Raw genomic sequence first — 16,497 nt, forward strand, 5'->3', positions numbered from 1 at the left:
GTCAGGCCGGCAGCCAGCGCAGCCAGCTCGGCCGCCAGGTCAGGGTGAAGGCAATGGCCAGGGCGGCAGCGGCCAGCGTCATGATCCAGACCAGGGAGGCCATGGAGGCATGGTCCACCGCCAGGCAAAGGCCCAGCGAGGCGGCCAGCCCCGAAGCGCCCAGCCAGCGCAGCAGCCTGACCTTGCCATCGGGCTGGGGCGTGTCGCCGTGCACCTGCTCCCAGTGCACGTCCTTGGCCAGCGCAAACCAGCCCATGCCGGCCAGCGATGCCGCAAAGGCGGCGGCCAGCAGCAGTGCGTCCATCAGTCCATCAGACATGGGCCACCTCCGCGGCGCGCGAGGGCATGGCGGGCACGGCGCGCGTCTTGAGCTTGCGCGCCACCACCACGGCCAGCACGGCGCTGGCCAGCATGAACAGGTCCACGCCGGCCACGGGCCAGTAGCCCGCGCCCAGGGTCTTGAACAGGTGGTCACCCGTGGTCAGCCAGTTCAGCAGCACGGCCGTGACGGCCATGGCGGCCACGGCCCAGCACTGCTCGCGCCAGGCGGGATTGGGCAGGCCCCGGGCCACGGGGGCGCTGCGCACAAAGGCATGCGCCATGGCCAGCAGCCAGGCGGCCCAGAAGAAATAGCGCTCCATGTCGCCCCGGCCCGGCCAGCCCTGGGGCATGGCCTCGGGCAGCAGGCGGTTGGAAATCAGCATGCCCAGGGCGGCCACCAGCATGCCGGTGACGGTGGTGACGGCCAGGGCATCGACCACGCGCGCGCCCTGCACGCCCTGCTTGGCGTGCTGCTTCTTGCGCTTTTCCACGAAGAAGACGAAGCCGGTGGCAATACAGGCGCAGCCGGCCAGGCCTCCGAGCACGTACAGCCAGCGCAGCAACCAGTGGCGGAAGTGCTGCAGGTGCAGGCCGGTGAGGAAGGTGTTGAGGCTGTCCACGGCCGTGCGCGGCGGGTCTTCGCGCAGCAGCGCGCCGGTGCTGGCCTTGAAGTGGATGCCCTCGCCCGTGAGCGCAATGCGGTCGGTGCCGGCGCGGTAGACGCTGACGTAGCCATTGGCATCGCCCACATGGGTGACGGACAGGAAACCCACGTCGCCGGCCATGCCCTTGGCGGCCCAGCGGCGCTGCGCCTCGGCCACCATGGCGTCCACCGAGGCCACGGGCGCGGCCACGCCGGCGCGGTCGTGCGGCAGGCCGGTTTCCTCTGCCTCCATTTTTTCGTGCAGCTCGTGCAGCGGCTCCAGCTGGGTGTGGGTGATGGGGAAGTAGATGCCCGCAAAGATCACCAGCCCCGTGAAGGCGAAGAAGAAGTGGAAGGGCAGCGCCACCACGCCCGTCATGTTGTGCAGGTCCAGCACGCTGCGCTGGGTGGCCTTCTTCGGACGGAAGGTGAACAGCTCGCGGAAGATCTTGCGGTGCATGACCACGCCGCTGACCAGGGCCACCAGCATGATGAGTGCGGCAAAGCCCACGATCCAGTAGCCCAGGCCCATCCAGTTGAGCGTCAGGCTGTAGTGCAGCGGGTAGAAGAACTGGCTGCCGATCTTGAGGTGGTCGTCCGGCAGGGACTCGCCATTGCGCGGGTCGATGGTGCGCATGGCCCAGATCAGGGTCTCGGGCTTCTTGGCGTTGGCCACCTCGTAGCCGGCGAACAGGCCCAGCACCGGGTCGCGGTGCGTGGTGTAGGCGCCCCAGCGCTGGGGCGTGTCGAAGCGTTCGGGCAGCGGGCCGTTGACCTCGCCGCGCATGGCCTCGCGCGCCTGGGCATTGGGCTGCATGGACTCGAAGACCGGCTTGAGGATCTGGTCGTACGAGGGCATGGGCGTGGGCTCGAAGCGCGAAGCCGGAATGGCCCAGCGGTCGATCTCGCGGTCGAACACCGACAGCGCGCCAAAGAAGAAGGCGGCCATGAGCACGAAGCCGAGCACCAGCCCGAACCAGGTGTGCAGCCAGGCCATGGAAAGGCGGAAATTCTGGAACATGGGAAGCGATCTCCGGATCAGGGCAGCAGCATCTGCTGGAGCAGCGATGCGCAGCCGGTCATGACAATGCCGCCACCGGCCAGCACGGCCCAGACGCGCGGGAGGCTCTGGGCGGCAAAGGCCCAGAGGAACACCGTCAGAAACACCAGGAAGCCGAGGATGTAGCCCAGATGCTCGGCATCGTGGAACTCCATTCCGGCGGCAAACATCAGCACCACGCCCAGGGCGATGAAGCCCCAGGTGAAGGCATAGCCGCCGAAGACGGCAGCCGCAATGCGAACCAAAATAGTTTTCATTTACACAGAAAAATACAGTTGTGCACCAAGTTCTCGGGGCGCATTATCCCCGAGGGTTGTTAAAACCTGTAATCGGCTGTGGTCTGTGGCGCCTGTCTTCTCTGCGTGGCGTCTCTATGCCGCCTGGCCCGCCGCCTGCGCCTTGGCCTGGGGCGCAGAAGGCTTGAGCGTGGGCGGCGCGAACTGGAAGGTGTGGGCGCTGGCGCCCGGCCAGTAGAGCTTGAACACGCTGTGCTGCTTGTCCAGCGGCCCCAGCAGCGCGCCGGGCTCCACGCGCAGGACCAGGTTGGCCAGCTGCCGCACCTCGGTGTCGGAGATGCGCCGCACGATGTGGTGGGCCGTGATGTCGCAAGGGTGCTCCAGGCCCGCAGCCTGCACCAGTTCCTGCAGCGCATGCAGGGTCTTGTCGTGGAAGTTGGCCACGCGCGTGGCCTTGTCGGGCACGACCAGGGCCTTCTGGCGCACCGCGTCCTGCGTGGCCACGCCCGTGGGGCAGTGGCCGGTGTGGCAGTTCTGCGCCTGGATGCAGCCCAGGGCCATCATGAAGCCGCGCCCGGCGTTGCACCAGTCGGCGCCCAGCGCCATCATGCGCGCGATGTCGAAGGCCGTGATCACCTTGCCGGCCGCGCCGATCTTGATGCGGTGGCGCAGGCCCACGCCGATCAGCGTGTTGTGCACCAGCAGCAGCCCTTCCTGCAGCGGCACGCCCACGTGGTCGGTGAACTCCACCGGCGCCGCGCCCGTGCCGCCCTCGGCGCCATCGACCACGATGAAGTCCGGCGTGATGTCCGTCTCCTGCATGGCCTTGACGATGGCGAACCACTCCCAGGGATGGCCCACGCAGAACTTGAAGCCCGTGGGCTTGCCGCCCGACTTCTCGCGCAGGCGGGCGATGAAATGCATCATCTCCACCGGTGTCTTGAAGGCGCTGTGGCTGGACGGGCTGATGCAGTCCACACCCACGGGCACGCCACGCGCGGCGGCGATCTCAGGCGTGACCTTGGCGCCCAGCAGCATGCCGCCGTGGCCGGGCTTGGCGCCCTGGCTGAGCTTGATCTCGATGAGCTTGACCTGCGGGTCGGTGGCGTTGGCGATGAATTTATCTTCGTTGAAGCTGCCATCGTCGTTGCGGCAGCCGAAGTAGCCCGAGGCCACCTCCCAGATCAGGTCGCCGCCGTGCACGCGGTGGTGCTGGCTGATGGAGCCCTCGCCCGTGTCGTGCGCAAAGCCGCCCATCTTCGCGCCCTTGTTCAGCGCCAGGATGGCATTGGCCGACAGCGCGCCGAAGCTCATGGCCGAGATATTGAAGATGCTGGCACTGTAGGGCTGGGTGCAGGGCGAGGCGCCTTCATCGGCGCAGCCGATGGTGATGCGGAAGTCATGCGAGGCCAGCTTGGTGGGCTGCATGGAATGGTTCACCCATTCATAGCCCTGGGCCGTGACATTGAGCTGCGTGCCCAAGGGGCGGCTGTCCGGATCGCCCTTGGCGCGCTGGTAGACCAGGGAGCGCTGGGCGCGCGAGAACGGCAGCGCCTCATGGTCGGACTCGATGAAGTACTGCCGCATCTCTGGCCGGATGAACTCCAGCAGAAACCGCAGGTGGCCGATGATGGGGTAGTTGCGCAGCACCGAATGGCGCACCTGGGTCATGTCGCGCACGCCCAGCAGCGCCAGCGCGGCGCACACGCCAAAGCCCAGCCACCACCACAGCCCGCCCCACACCAGCGCCGCCACCAGCAGCCCCGCGCTGCCGACCAGGCTCAGGCAGAACGTGGTGTAGCGCAGCGGCACCCATGCGGGCAGGCGATGAACCGGGGAGGCAGACGTTGACATGGCGTGGGTCCTTGGGGGCGTGTTGACGATCTTGTGCATGCCGCGCCGTCGAGGGCGCGCTGTGCACAAGGGTAACGCAGCGACGCCGCGAATTCCCCGGCATGGCCGGCATCCTGGGCCGGAGCCGCCGACACACCTCAATTGACAGCAGGAATCCCCATGGCGTTGAGCGTGGGCGTCGTCATCGTGCCGGTTCTCTGCAGCCCCTTGAGGTCCTGGAAGTAGCGCAGAGCCGTGCGCGTTCCCTCGTTCATTACCCCGTCAATCGGCCCGTCATAGAGACCAAGGTTCTTGAGTTTGATCTGCACCCTCATGATCTGAAGCCGCAGCTTCTCGGGGTGCGTCAATTCCTCGCGTGACGACGCTGCCCCGGTAGTGCCTGGATAGGTCTGTGGTGCTTTGCTGGCGCCCGGAGTGTCCACCAGATGATTGGAAGTGGTGCCTGAGGATGGCGCATAGCGAGAAGGAGCGGGTGCCGAGTAAGCCGGTGCAGGCACAGGGCTGGGCGCCACATACGCCGGAGCCCGGTAGCTGGAGCTGCTGCCGCCAGAGCCTGAGTAGTGCGAACTGTGGCTTGAATGGGAACGATGGCTTGAATGCGAGCGGTGGCCCGCAAAGAGATTGTCCATTTCCCTGTTCAATGGGCGCAGCGGAACAGCTCCAGGGCCTTCCAGAGGCTCCAGCTCAACCGCCGTTGCAGGCGCGGCCGACAGGCTCTTGGTTGCCAGCAGCGGCAGTCCCGCGACGAACAGCGAGATGTTGCGGATAAATTTGCTCATGCGGTTACCTCGATAGCGTCCAACGCCTTCAGCGGCGCTGGCTTCCAGCCTTTCTCATGCCATGCAAACAGACCCGCGCAGCGGGACTTCACTGCGCATTCCGTGCACTCCGGGGCATATACGTTCTTCCAGTCGGAGATGCTGCGATGCGCGAGCGGCCACAGCGGCCTTGGCAAGACACAGAGCGGCAAATTCATGAACAGTTGGGGGACGCCATGCCGGCGAAGCACACGCGACGATTGCTCAAGCGTTGCGCCCCAATCGCTTAGATCCACTTCGCACAGCTGTCGATTGGCCAATGCAAAACCTGTCGGCTCGCAGCCCATCCATGCCAGTTCATTCACGAACGGCAGGTTGCGACCGATGAAGCCTGCCAACTCGGGAAGGATCTCCAGCACGGGCTCTATCAGTACGGTTCGCAACTGCACCTGTTGTCCATGGTCTTGAAGCGCCAGCAGGCCCGCGATTGTTTCGTCGAATGCGCCAGGAGACTGCACCACGAAATCATGGACAAAGTCCGCGTGCCCATAGAGTGGAATCAACCAGCGCACGGTCGTGTCCAGGCCGTCCAGGATGCTCGCTGCGGTTTGTGCATTGCTGAACAAGCGTCCATTGGTCAGGACTTCCACGCGCGTTTCGGGCAAATGGGCAGCAACGGCATCCAGAACACGCCTAAGGCCATGGCCCAGCAGCAGCGGCTCCCCTCCCGTCAGTCCCAACACCCTTGGGGCGCGGCGCAAATGGCGGATGGCGTCAATCGCCTCATCCACCAGCCAGCTGTCATCCACTGTTGTCGGCGGCTGCGAGCACATGAGACAGTAGCTGTTGCAGCGGTTGGTCATGAACAGCGCATGGTGCGAGTCTGCCTCTCTCAACAGCACCACAAGCTCGGCTCTGCTGGCATGCGGGACCACGACATCTCCGGCCTGCAGATCGCAGGCCTGCACCCAGCAAAGATTGGACAGGCCTGACTTTCCCAAGTCATCCACGCGGCGTCGCTCCTGCTCCGACTGCACAAGGACGAGAAAGCGCAAATGCGGCAACCACTGTGCCGCCACATCCTTGAAGCTCACCACCCGGTGCACCACAGGCTCGCAGCCCGGCTGCAGCAATGCCTTTATCCGGCGCATCAGGCCGCCCCCTCGCCGACAGGCTGCGCCCAGCGGTGCAGCAGATCCTGGCATGGCTCATCGGCGCCATGCAAAAGCCTGAACATGGCGTCGAACAAACCCATGTGACGCTGGCAATGCTCGGTGTCCTCGGCCGGCACCAACAACTTGCCGAACTGCGCCTGTGCGTCCACAGGATTGGGCGCACAGAACATGCTGTAGGCGCATTCGCGGCACGCCGCCATTGCCTGTGTCTGGCTGGATTCGACAAGGCTGCGCCGCACCTCGGTCTCCAGCAATGCGCTCATTGGCGTGCCTATGCGCCCCATGCGCAACGATGTATCGCCAGTCTCTGCAAGCATGCGCGCCTCATCGCTGGGATAGACATGGCCGTCATAGTTGTAGACCAGCACACTGCTGCCTGCGCCTGTGGGACTCTGCAGATCGACGTAACCTGCGTCGAAGGTGGAAAGAATCTTGTTGAGCAGGATGCTGGCATACACCTCCCTGATCTCGACTCCTTGCGCGTTCCAATGCAGAACGCGCGACAGGCCTTGTTGATAGAAGCGGAAGAACTCGCCCACGGAGTAGCCCAGCAAGGCCTGATTGCGCTTGGCAAAGCCATAGCTGCTCAATGGCCGCAGGAAAATCTCCTTGAAACCCAGCCGCACGTACTCGTCAACAATGGCATCGGCGTGTGCCAGCGATGCCTTGGTCGTGGTCATCAATGCGGATACTGAATCAGGCCCGATCAACCGTCTTGCCATCGCCACCCCGGCAAGCGTGCGCGCATGGGCGTTGCGCCCCGGAATTGGCCGATTGCGGTTGTGAATGCCAGGAGGCCCGTCGATGCTGGTGGAAAGGTATACGCCGTGCGTCTTGAAAAATTCACACATCGCCGGATCCAACTGGTGCAGCGTCGAAGCGATGACAAACCGGATCTGGCGCCCCTCGGATGCATTGCGCTGATGGATGCGCACGATTGCGCGCTGGACCAGGTCGAAACGCAGCAGAGGATCACCCCCCTGAAACTCCACGGTCAGGACACGGGAAGGACTTTCAAATACGGTGTCGCAGGCTGCATCCAGGTCAGGCACCGACATGGTGTGGCCCTGATCGTCCAGAGCGCGGCTGACTTGGCAATAGCGGCACGAGTGAGCGCATTGCAGCGTGGGAACAATGATGTGCAGGGCGGGCCCGCTGGAAACCGTCTCGCGCTTGGCTGCCCTGCGCGAAGCCAACAGCCTGCGCATACCCTTTGCGGAGTCGTTGCTGCCCAGCAAAAATCGGGCCCGCAACTCGGCTTGGCGGCGCAAGGGCAGCGTTGATGGCCTTTGGTTAAATTGCTCGAATTCCGCTGCCGAGAAGAATGCATGGTCACCGCTATCTGCCGTAGCCACGATCACATCATCGGACAGGCGCCGGCTGCGAAACGCAAGGACTTGAGGTGCATATACTGCACCGTATGTGCCGCTATGGGACATGGCAAATTCGCATGCACGATGCATGCTGTGCATTGGTGCTTGCCAATGACCAAAACCTTGAATTGATGCTCATCGCCACGGCGTCTCCTTGTCAGTTTCTTTTTCGCACCATGAATAAACATTTTGCAACATCCAGGTGCAAGAGGTTTTTTCTCAGGAATTGGCAACGCAATGGATTGCGTATTGCCCGATTCCCATTCATGGATTGCGAAACTGTCAGAGACCTTGATCTGCCATGTGCTGGCCTCCGGTTTCCCGGACGCAATGGCCCATCAGACAGCGCGTGGCTTTGCCGCAGGCAGCACGAACCGGAAGCTTGCCCCCTGCCCCGGCTGGTCCACCAGTTCGATGCGGCAGCCGTGCAGCTCCAGCATGCGGTGGACGATGCGCAGGCCCAGGCCGCCGCCGCGGCGGGCGCCGCCCACGGTGAAGGGGCGCTCGAACAGGCCTTCGCGCAGATCGGCCGAGATGCCGGGGCCCGTGTCGGCCACGGTGACTTCGACCGCGTTGCCCGCTGCCGCCAGCGCCACCTGGATGCTGCCGCCGCCGGGCGTGTGGCGCAGCGCGTTGTCCAGCAGGTTGCCCAGCACGCGCTCGATCATGCCCAGGTCGGCCTGGACGACGGGCAGGCGGGGCGGGAAGTCGGCCCGCAGCGCCACCTGGCGCGCCTCGGCACGCAGCTCGAATTTCTGGAACACGTCCTGCACCAGGTCGGGCATGGAAAACGGCTCCGGCTCAGGCTGGACAAAGCCGTATTCCAGGCGCGCCAGCTCGAACAGGCTTTGCGCCAGCTCGCCCACCTTCTGGCTCTGGGCCAGGGCAATGCCCAGGTAGCGGCGGCGTTCGGTGGCGTCGAGCACGGCGTCCTTGAGCAGCAGCGTTTCCAGGTAGCCGTGCAGCGACGACAGCGGCGTGCGCAGGTCGTGCGAGACGTTGGCGATGAGTTCGCGCCGCTCCTGGTCCTGGCGCGTGAGCGCCCGCCACTGCTCGCCGATGCGCGCCACCATGCGGCGGTAGGCCGAGTCCAGCACGGCGATCTCGTCACGGCTGTCCTGTGCGGCGCCGGGCTGGGGGGCCGGCAGGTCCGGGGGCGCGCCATGGATGTCGAAGCCGGCCACCTCTTCGGTGAGCCGGCGCAGCGGCCGCGTGATCAGCGCAAAGGCCACCAGGCCCGCCACCAGGCACAGCAGCGCCACCATGCCGATGGACCACAGCGCCGTGCTGAGCACCGAGTTGGCCGAGCCTTGCGCCACCAGCTGGTCATGCGCCTCGCCCTGCAGCACCACGTAGATGAAGCCCACGTCCTTGCCGTTGACGCGCAGCGGCGCCGCGCTGAAGACCTTGCGGCCTTCGACGCTGCGCGGGTCGTCGCCCAGGATGGGCAGCGTGCCGCCTTCCAGCAGCCGGTGCACGGGCGCCAGGTCCACGCGCTCGCGGCGCACGCGGCCGTCGGGGGCTGCATGGCCTGCAATGCGGCCGTCGGCATCCAGCAGGTAGACCTCCACGCTGGGGTTGACCAGCATGAGCTGGTTGAAGAAGCTGCGCACGGCGCCGGGCATGAGGCCGTTGGCGTCGGTCAGCTGGGCGTCGCGCGCAATGCTTTCGGCCACATCGCGCGACAGGCCCTGCACCACTTCCAGCTCATGCATGCGGCTGGCGCGCAGCTGCATCCAGGCCGAGGTGCCGCTGCACACCAGCAGCAGCACGGCAAAGACCAGGGACAGGCGCTGGGTCAGTGTCAGGCGCAGTTTCATGTCAGGCGCCCTCCCCCGCCTCGGCGAACTTGTAGCCGCGCCCCCAGACGGTGAGGATGCGCGCGGGCTGGGCCGGGTCGGCCTCGATCTTGGCGCGCAGGCGGTTGATGTGGGTGTTGACGGTGTGCTCGTAGCCTTCGTGCTGGTAGCCCCAGACGGCGTTGAGCAGGTCCATGCGCGAGAACACCTTGCCGGGCTGGCGCGCAAAGAAGTACAGCAGGTCGAACTCGCGCGGGGTCAGGTCCAGCCGGGCACCATGAAGCCGGGCATCGCGCGCCACGGGGTCCATGGCCAGGCCGGCGATGGTCAGGCTGCCGGACTCCAGCCGGGCATTCTGGGCCAGCGCCTCCACGCGGCGCAGCAGCGCCTTGACGCGCGCCACCAGCTCCAGCACGGAAAACGGCTTGGCCAGGTAGTCGTCGGCGCCGATCTCCAGGCCCAGGATGCGCTGCACCTCGCTGGAGCGCGCGCTGATGATGATGATGGGCGTGTAGCGCGCCATGGCGCGGGCGCGGCGGCAGATCTCCAGGCCGTCCACGCCGGGCAGCATGATGTCCAGCACCAGCGCGTCCCAGCCGCCGCGCTCCAGTTGGCGCAGGCCGTCGTCGCCGCGCGCGCAGTGCATGACTTCCAGGCCTTCGTCGCGCAGGTGCAGCGTGAGCAGGTCGGCGATATGGGCGTCGTCCTCGACGAGAAGTACGCGGCGCGTGGCGGTCATCGGATGCGGTTTCCTGGAAGTGGCGGGAGTGGCTGCCATTGTGCGCAATACCGGGGCCGGGAGTTATCACGAATCTTTGAACTCTGCGTGAAGACTTCGGGAGGCCGCCGCCCTAACCTGACTGGCATCGCATCGTTTTCAGACGCAAAGAACCTTCAGGAGCACACCATGACCACCAGACGCCATCTTCTGTGGACTGCAGGCGCCGGCACCACCGCCGTGCTGGCGGCCAGCCTGTTCCCGCGCCGCGCACCGGCCGCCGCCTCCAGCGAAATCTTCGAGGTGAGCTACAGCGACGCCGAGTGGCGTGCCCGGCTCACGCCCGAGCAGTACCAGATCCTGCGCAAGGAAGGCACGGAGCGCGCCGGCACCAGCCCCCTGAACAAGGAGCACCGCGCCGGCACCTTTGCCTGCGCGGGCTGCGCGCTGCCGCTGTTCTCGTCCAAGACCAAGTTCGACAGCGGCACGGGCTGGCCCAGCTTCTGGCAGCCGCTGGACAAGGCCGTGGCCACGCGCCAGGACCGCACCTACGGCATGCTGCGCACCGAGGTGCATTGCCGCCGCTGCGGCGGCCACCTGGGCCATGTCTTCGACGACGGCCCCAAGCCCACGGGCCTGCGCTACTGCATGAACGGGCTGTCGCTGACGTTCACGCCCCAGCCTGCCTGAACCCGGGAGCCACGCCATGCTGCTGATCGTCCTGGCCTATCTGGGCGGGGTGCTGACCATCGTCAGCCCCTGCATCCTGCCGGTGCTGCCCTTCGTCTTTGCACGCGCCGACCAGCCCTTCGCCAAAAGCGGCCTGCCGCTGCTGGCGGGCATGGCGCTGACCTTCGCCCTGGTGGCCTCGCTGGCCGCCGTGGGCGGCGGCTGGGTGGTGGCCGCCAATGAATACGGCCGCTGGCTGGCCCTGGGCCTGGTCGCCGTGTTTGCGCTGACCCTGCTGTGGCCCGGCCTGTCCGAGCGGCTGACGCGGCCGTTGGTGGCGGCGGGCTCGCGCCTTTCCGAGCGTGCCCAGGGCACGGACGGCGGCGCCCGCCCCGGCGCCTCGCTGCTGCTGGGCGTGGCCACGGGCCTGCTGTGGGCGCCCTGCGCGGGTCCCATCCTGGGCCTGATCCTCACGGGCGCCGCACTGCAGGGCGCCAACACCACCTCCAGCCTGCTGCTGCTGGCCTATGCGGCCGGTGCGGCCACCTCCATGGCGGCGGCCCTGCTGCTGGGCGGCAAGGTGTTTGCGGCGCTCAAGCGCATGCTGGGCGCGGGCGAATGGGTGCGGCGCGGGCTGGGCGCAGCCATGCTGGCCGGCGTGGGCGCGATTGCGCTGGGGCTGGACACGGGCGTGCTGGCGCAAGTGTCCACGGCCTCCACCGGCGGCCTGGAGCAAAGGCTGGTGGACCGCCTGAGCGGCAGGCCCGAGGGTGGCGCCATGGCCATGCAGGCCGGTCCCGCAATGATGGCCGCCGTGGACAGGGGTGAGGGTGCTGGCCCGGCCATGATGGCCGCAGGCGGCGCCATGCGCATGGCCGGCGGCCCGTCCCGCGCCGCCCTGCCGGACGAAGGGCTGGCCCCTGCGCTGGACGGCGCCACCGACTGGCTCAACTCCACCCCGCTGAGGGCCGAACAACTGCGCGGCAAGGTGGTGCTGGTGGATTTCTGGACCTATTCCTGCATCAACTGCCTGCGCACCCTGCCCTATGTGAAGGCCTGGGCCGAGAAATACCGCGACCAGGGCCTGGTGGTGGTGGGCGTGCATGCGCCGGAGTTCGCCTTCGAGCGCAAGCTGTCCAACGTGGAAAAGGCCATCAAGGACCTGGGCATCAGCTACCCCGTGGCCGTGGACAACGGCTACAAGATCTGGCGCGCCTTCAACAACCAGTACTGGCCGGCGCACTACTTCATTGATGCCCAGGGCCGCATCCGGCACCACCACTTTGGCGAAGGCGGCTATGCCGAGTCCGAGCGCGTGATCCAGCAACTGCTGCAGGAAGCCGGATCGAAGCAGGTGGACCAGGGCCTGATCGACGTGCAGGCCAAGGGCGTGCAGCAGGCAGCCGACATGGCAGCCGTGCGCTCGCACGAGACCTACCTGGGCTATGAGCGCGCCGAGCAATTTGCCGCCACGCCTGCCGCCGTGCACAACCAGGCCACCGCCTATGCCACGCCCGAGCGCCTGCCGCTCAACGCCTGGGGCCTGAGCGGCCAATGGACGGTGGGCCCGGAAAGCGCCACGCTGGACGGCGCCACCGGCCGCATCACCTACCGCTTCCAGGCACGCGACCTGCACCTGGTGCTGGGCCCGGGCAGCGATGGCAAGCCCGTGCGCTTCAAGGTGCTGATCGACGGCAAGGCGCCCGGCGCCTCGCGCGGCATGGACGTGGCCGCCGACGGCAGCGGCAGCGTGACCGAGCAGCGCCTGTACCAACTGGTGCGCCAGGACGGCGGCGCAGCCGAGCGCACCTTCAGCATCGAATTCCTGGATCCCGGCATCTCCGCCTATGCCTTCACCTTTGGCTGATCCCTGGCCACTTCACTTTCACCGGAGAGACACCATGACCAACGATTCCACCCTCGCCACCGCACCCCGCCGCCGCGGCCTTCTCCAACTGCTGACCGGCAGCGCCGTGCTGCTGGGCGGCGCCCTGCTGTGGCAGGGCAGCAACCTGCAGGCGGCCGAGCAGGCCGTGCGCATTCCACCACCCGCGCAGGATGCGCCCGCCACGGGCCAGGGGCCGCAGAAAGCCATCTTTGCGGGCGGCTGCTTCTGGGGCGTGCAAGGCGTGTTCCAGCATGTCAAGGGCGTGCAGCGCGCCGTCTCTGGCTACAGCGGCGGCACGGCGGCCCAGGCCTCGTATTCGGCGGTGAGCAGCGGACGCACCGGGCATGCGGAGTCGGTCGAGGTCACCTATGACCCGGCCCAGGTCAGCTACGGGCAGCTGCTGCAGATCTACTTTTCCGTGGCCCATGACCCGACCCAGCTCAACCGCCAGGGGCCGGACACGGGCACGCAGTACCGCTCGGCCATCTTCGCCACCGACGCCGCCCAGCTCAAGACAGCCCAGGCCTATGTGGCCCAGCTGGACGCGGCCAAGGTCTTCGGCAAGCCCATCGTGACCCGGCTGGAGGACAAGCCCAGCTTCTTCCCGGCCGAGAACTACCACCAGGACTTCATGACGGAGAACCCGCGCCACCCCTACATCGTCATCAACGACCTGCCCAAGGTGGAGCAGCTCAAGCAGCTGTTCCCGGGCAGCTACCGCGCCGAGCCGGTGCTGGTCAAGCAGGCCGCCCGGCAGATGTAGCGTCTGCGCAGCGCGGGTGCGGGTGCGGTGCCTGCAGGCGTCAGCGGCGGCTGCCGTATGAGACATTTGCGGCATGCCTCCCAGTTCGCTTGATGCACCCGCTGCACCCGCAGCCCCCCTCCCGCCCACCCGCGCCGAAGCCCTGCGCTACTGGCTGAGGCTGGGCTGCATCAGCTTTGGCGGGCCGGCCGGGCAGATCGCCATCATGCATGAGGACCTGGTGGAGCGGCGGCGCTGGATCTCGGAGGGGCGCTTCCTGCATGCGCTCAACTACTGCATGCTGCTGCCCGGCCCCGAGGCGCAGCAGCTGGCCACCTACATCGGATGGCTGCTGCACCGCACATGGGGCGGCATCGTGGCCGGCGGGCTGTTCGTCCTGCCTTCGCTTTTGCTGCTCATCGCCCTGTCCTGGATCTATGTGGCCTTCGGCCATGTGCCGGCCGTTGCCGGCATCTTCTATGGCATCAAGCCGGCCGTGACGGCGCTGGTGGTGCAGGCGGCCTGGCGCGTGGGCTCGCGCACCCTGCGCAACGGCTGGCTGTGGGGCATTGCCGCGGCGGCCTTCGTGGCCATCTTCGCGTTGAAGCTGCCTTTTCCGCTGATCGTGCTGGCGGCCGGCGCGCTGGGCTACCTGGGGGGCAGGCTGGCACCGCGCCACTTCGCCCCTGCGGGCGGGCACGGCCCGCGCGGCGGCAGCCACGGCCCGGCCGTCATCGACGATGACACGCCCACACCGGCCCATGCACGGTTCCGCTGGCGCTTTTTCAGCCAGGTGCTGGCGGCCAGCCTGGGGCTGTGGGCCCTGGCGCTGGGCCTGCTGGCCGCCGCCTTCGGCTGGCAGGGCGCGCTCACCCAGATGGGCTGGTTCTTCACCAAGGCGGCGCTGCTGACCTTTGGCGGCGCCTACGCCGTGCTGCCCTACCTCTACCAGGGCGCGGTGGACCACTACCACTGGCTCACGGCCACGCAGATGATGGACGGGCTGGCCCTGGGCGAGACCACGCCGGGGCCGCTGATCATGGTGGTGTCCTTCGTGGGCTTCCTGGGCGGCTGGAGCACGCAGGTGTTCGGCCCCGATGCGCTGCTGCCGGCCGGCGCCGCCGCCGCCCTGGTCGTGACCTTCTTCACCTTTTTGCCGTCCTTTGCCTTCATCCTGCTGGGCGGCCCCTTCATCGAGTCCACCCATGGCAGGCTGGGCTTCACCGCGCCGCTGACAGGCATCACGGCCGCCGTGGTGGGCGTCATCGCCAACCTGGCCGTGTTCTTTGCCTGGCACGTGCTGTGGCCCCAGGGCTGGGCGGGTCCCTTCGACTGGCCGTCCGCACTGCTGGGCCTGGCCGCCGCAACCGCGCTGCTGCGCTGGAAGGTGGGCGTGATCCCCGTGGTGGTGGGCTCGGGGCTGGCCGGCCTGGCGATCACGCTGGCGCGCCAGGGTGGGTAGGAAAGGCTGCGGCATGGTTTCGACCACGGATGGGCATTTCAGCTGGCTGCGCTGCCGCACCGCAGGCGTGGAGGCCGTGGCAGCAGACACGGCGAGGCACTTTGGGCGGCACGCCCACGAGCAGTACGGGATCGGCCTGATCGAGCGTGGCGCGCAGAAGTCCGCCAGCGGGCGAGGCCTGTACGAGGCCGGGGCTGGCGACCTCATCATGGTCAACCCCGGCGAGTTGCATGACGGCATGCCCCTGGGCGATGGCGGTCGCGCCTGGCGCATGCTTTACCTGGAGCCCTCGGTCGTGGCCGGGCTCATGGCGGACATGGATGGCGCAGGGCCAGCGACCGGCTTCGAGTTCCGCCAGCCCGCCGTGCGCGACCCGCGCCTGGCCGCGTGTTTTCAGGCTCTGTACCGCAGGATGACCGTCAGCGGCGAGGCAACGGACGCCCTGGACCTGGACGAAGCCCTGCTGCAACTGCTGGGCGGCATGCTGCAGCGCCCTGCCCCGGCGCCCCGCGCACCGGCCCCCATCACACTGGCCCGCGCCCGAATGGACGACGATCCCGGTGCACCGCTGACCCTGGGCGCCCTGGCCCACGAGGCGGGCCTGAGCCGCTACCAGTTCCTGCGTGCCTTTGCGCGCGCCACGGGAATGACGCCCCATGCCTATCTGCTGCAGCGGCGCCTGCACCAGGCGCGCAGGCTCATCGCCAGCGGCATGCCGCTGGCCGAGGCCGCCGCGCACAGCGGCTTTGCCGACCAGAGCCATATGACGCGCCTGTTCGTGCGCAGCTTCGGCATGGCGCCCGGCTTCTACGCCAGGGCAGCCAAGGCCTGCGCTGCCTGACGCGCTGCAATTTCCTTCAAGACCACGCAAACCGGCCTGGCGAGGATGGAGATCACATCACCTCTCCACTCACAAGGCCTGATCTTGCAGTTCTCCTACTCACCCTCCATCCCCCGCGACTTTCCTGAACTGGCCTCGCAGACCTTGCTGCTGCGCGGCCTGTCACCCGACGTGCCCGCACACGCCGTGATCGCCCCCTTCATGGCACAGGCCAGGCAGAACCTGGCCTGCACCCCGGAAAGCGAGATGCCATCCATTCAGGCCTGGCGGCGCGGCTTTGCCAGGATGGGCCTCAAGCCCACGCAATACCGCTGCGCCGCCGAGGCCCTGCTGCGCCGCTTGCGCAAGGAAGGAGATCTGCCGGGCCTGCATCCGCTGGTGGACCTGTGCAATGCGGCCTCGGTGGCCTTTGCCATTCCCGTGGCCGTCTTCGACCTGGACCGCATCAGCGGCTGCCTGCAGGTGCGCCCCGCAACCGGCAGCGAGGTCTACGAGACCTTCTCGGGCGAGATCGAATATCCCGAGCCCGGCGAAATCATCTTCGCCGACACCGCTGGCCGCGCCCACGCCCGGCGCTGGTGCAACCGCCAAAGCGGCCACTCGGCAGTGCGCGAATCCACAGTCAACGCGCTGATCGTGACCGAAGCGCTGCACGCCACGGGCAAGGCGGATACGCGGCAGCTGGTGGAAGCATTGCAGTCGGCGGCCGGGCGGCTGTGGCCCGAGGCCGTTTCACACCGAAGCAACCCCTCGCAGGCCGCCCAGGCCTGAGGCGACCGGGGCCGTTGGCGCCCCGGCGTGAAAGGGGCTAACACGCTGCGCGGACTTCCCGCAAGCAAGACCGCACGCGTATCGCACCGCCCTGCACATCGACTCGCAGATCTCTTCAAGACATGCTTTGTTGCTATCAAAATGATACCAATGCGTTGCATGCTACATACAAATAAAAAGAAAAAGC

General features: G+C 67.2%; 15 protein-coding genes. 6 read left to right on the forward strand and 9 right to left on the reverse strand.

The genetic code is table 11. The annotated features are described in order from the left end of the window. Position 1: 1 nt before the first annotated feature. From IB269_RS18450 to IB269_RS18490, 9 genes are all read right to left on the reverse strand, one after another. Entirely contained in the window at positions 2–319 is a 318-nt protein-coding gene (locus IB269_RS18450) for a DUF3325 domain-containing protein (protein ID WP_192367920.1), read from the reverse strand. Then, positions 312–1,985, reverse strand: coding sequence for a PepSY-associated TM helix domain-containing protein (locus IB269_RS18455; protein ID WP_013802943.1), 1,674 nt, complete (start codon positions 1,983–1,985; stop codon positions 312–314). The genes IB269_RS18450 and IB269_RS18455 overlap by 8 nt, the downstream gene beginning before the upstream one ends. Before the next feature lie 17 nt (positions 1,986–2,002). Further along, entirely contained in the window at positions 2,003–2,281 is a 279-nt protein-coding gene (locus tag IB269_RS18460; RefSeq protein ID WP_013802944.1) for a hypothetical protein, read from the reverse strand. A gap of 114 nt (positions 2,282–2,395) precedes the next feature. Further along, positions 2,396–4,114, reverse strand: coding sequence for an FMN-binding glutamate synthase family protein (locus IB269_RS18465; RefSeq protein WP_192367921.1), 1,719 nt, complete (start codon positions 4,112–4,114; stop codon positions 2,396–2,398). A 137-nt stretch (positions 4,115–4,251) separates the two neighbouring features. Then, on the reverse strand, positions 4,252–4,893 hold the full coding sequence (gene hxsA / locus IB269_RS18470; RefSeq protein ID WP_013802946.1) for a His-Xaa-Ser repeat protein HxsA: 642 nt from the start codon (positions 4,891–4,893) through the stop codon (positions 4,252–4,254). Continuing rightward, complete coding sequence (hxsC, locus tag IB269_RS18475; RefSeq protein WP_192367922.1) at positions 4,890–6,023, reverse strand: His-Xaa-Ser system radical SAM maturase HxsC; 1,134 nt, start codon at positions 6,021–6,023, stop codon at positions 4,890–4,892. Before hxsC ends, hxsA begins: the two co-directional genes overlap by 4 nt. Further along, positions 6,023–7,486 (reverse strand): His-Xaa-Ser system radical SAM maturase HxsB, encoded by a 1,464-nt coding sequence (gene hxsB / locus IB269_RS18480; RefSeq protein WP_192367923.1) that lies wholly within the window; start codon positions 7,484–7,486, stop codon positions 6,023–6,025. The genes hxsC and hxsB overlap by 1 nt, the downstream gene beginning before the upstream one ends. Before the next feature lie 272 nt (positions 7,487–7,758). Continuing rightward, on the reverse strand, positions 7,759–9,240 hold the full coding sequence (locus IB269_RS18485; protein ID WP_013802949.1) for a sensor histidine kinase: 1,482 nt from the start codon (positions 9,238–9,240) through the stop codon (positions 7,759–7,761). A 1-nt stretch (position 9,241) separates the two neighbouring features. After that, entirely contained in the window at positions 9,242–9,958 is a 717-nt protein-coding gene (locus tag IB269_RS18490) for a response regulator transcription factor (protein WP_012204915.1), read from the reverse strand. A 168-nt stretch (positions 9,959–10,126) separates the two neighbouring features. Here IB269_RS18490 and msrB point away from each other — a divergent pair, with 168 nt between their 5' ends. The 6 genes from msrB (at position 10,127) to IB269_RS18520 (ending at position 16,310) form a co-directional block, all read left to right on the forward strand. After that, a complete protein-coding gene (msrB, locus tag IB269_RS18495) occupies positions 10,127–10,627 on the forward strand; it encodes a peptide-methionine (R)-S-oxide reductase MsrB (RefSeq protein WP_013802950.1) in 501 nt (166 codons plus the stop codon). Positions 10,628–10,643: 16 nt separating this feature from the next. Next, entirely contained in the window at positions 10,644–12,473 is a 1,830-nt protein-coding gene (locus IB269_RS18500) for a cytochrome c biogenesis protein DipZ (protein ID WP_192367924.1), read from the forward strand. A 34-nt stretch (positions 12,474–12,507) separates the two neighbouring features. Further along, the gene (msrA, locus tag IB269_RS18505) at positions 12,508–13,257 is read left to right on the forward strand and encodes a peptide-methionine (S)-S-oxide reductase MsrA (RefSeq protein ID WP_034392299.1); all 750 of its coding nucleotides are present in this window, start codon (positions 12,508–12,510) and stop codon (positions 13,255–13,257) included. A 73-nt stretch (positions 13,258–13,330) separates the two neighbouring features. Continuing rightward, on the forward strand, positions 13,331–14,698 hold the full coding sequence (gene chrA, locus IB269_RS18510; RefSeq protein WP_192367925.1) for a chromate efflux transporter: 1,368 nt from the start codon (positions 13,331–13,333) through the stop codon (positions 14,696–14,698). A gap of 13 nt (positions 14,699–14,711) precedes the next feature. Further along, a complete protein-coding gene (locus tag IB269_RS18515) occupies positions 14,712–15,539 on the forward strand; it encodes an AraC family transcriptional regulator (RefSeq protein ID WP_192367926.1) in 828 nt (275 codons plus the stop codon). A gap of 84 nt (positions 15,540–15,623) precedes the next feature. After that, on the forward strand, positions 15,624–16,310 hold the full coding sequence (locus IB269_RS18520; protein WP_192367927.1) for a B3/4 domain-containing protein: 687 nt from the start codon (positions 15,624–15,626) through the stop codon (positions 16,308–16,310). Positions 16,311–16,497: the final 187 nt, after the last annotated feature.

Origin of the sequence: Delftia sp. DLF01, assembly GCF_014852125.1 — a bacterium.
Classification (GTDB): Bacteria; Pseudomonadota; Gammaproteobacteria; order Burkholderiales; family Burkholderiaceae_C; genus Comamonas; species Comamonas acidovorans.

Excerpts from the sequence above, each read along its gene's own strand:
- IB269_RS18500 (WP_192367924.1), top strand. The coding sequence starts at position 10,644 with ATGCTGCTGATCGTCCTGGCCTATCTGGGCGGGGTGCTGACCATCGTC.
- IB269_RS18490 (WP_012204915.1), bottom strand. The coding sequence starts at position 9,958 with ATGACCGCCACGCGCCGCGTACTTCTCGTCGAGGACGACGCCCATATC.
- msrB (WP_013802950.1), top strand. The coding sequence starts at position 10,127 with ATGACCACCAGACGCCATCTTCTGTGGACTGCAGGCGCCGGCACCACC.
- IB269_RS18465 (WP_192367921.1), bottom strand. The coding sequence starts at position 4,114 with ATGTCAACGTCTGCCTCCCCGGTTCATCGCCTGCCCGCATGGGTGCCG.
- IB269_RS18450 (WP_192367920.1), bottom strand. The coding sequence starts at position 319 with ATGTCTGATGGACTGATGGACGCACTGCTGCTGGCCGCCGCCTTTGCG.
- hxsB (WP_192367923.1), bottom strand. The coding sequence starts at position 7,486 with ATGTCCCATAGCGGCACATACGGTGCAGTATATGCACCTCAAGTCCTT.
- hxsC (WP_192367922.1), bottom strand. The coding sequence starts at position 6,023 with ATGCGCCGGATAAAGGCATTGCTGCAGCCGGGCTGCGAGCCTGTGGTG.
- IB269_RS18455 (WP_013802943.1), bottom strand. The coding sequence starts at position 1,985 with ATGTTCCAGAATTTCCGCCTTTCCATGGCCTGGCTGCACACCTGGTTC.
- IB269_RS18460 (WP_013802944.1), bottom strand. The coding sequence starts at position 2,281 with ATGAAAACTATTTTGGTTCGCATTGCGGCTGCCGTCTTCGGCGGCTAT.
- IB269_RS18515 (WP_192367926.1), top strand. The coding sequence starts at position 14,712 with ATGGTTTCGACCACGGATGGGCATTTCAGCTGGCTGCGCTGCCGCACC.
- IB269_RS18485 (WP_013802949.1), bottom strand. The coding sequence starts at position 9,240 with ATGAAACTGCGCCTGACACTGACCCAGCGCCTGTCCCTGGTCTTTGCC.
- hxsA (WP_013802946.1), bottom strand. The coding sequence starts at position 4,893 with ATGAGCAAATTTATCCGCAACATCTCGCTGTTCGTCGCGGGACTGCCG.
- msrA (WP_034392299.1), top strand. The coding sequence starts at position 12,508 with ATGACCAACGATTCCACCCTCGCCACCGCACCCCGCCGCCGCGGCCTT.
- chrA (WP_192367925.1), top strand. The coding sequence starts at position 13,331 with ATGCCTCCCAGTTCGCTTGATGCACCCGCTGCACCCGCAGCCCCCCTC.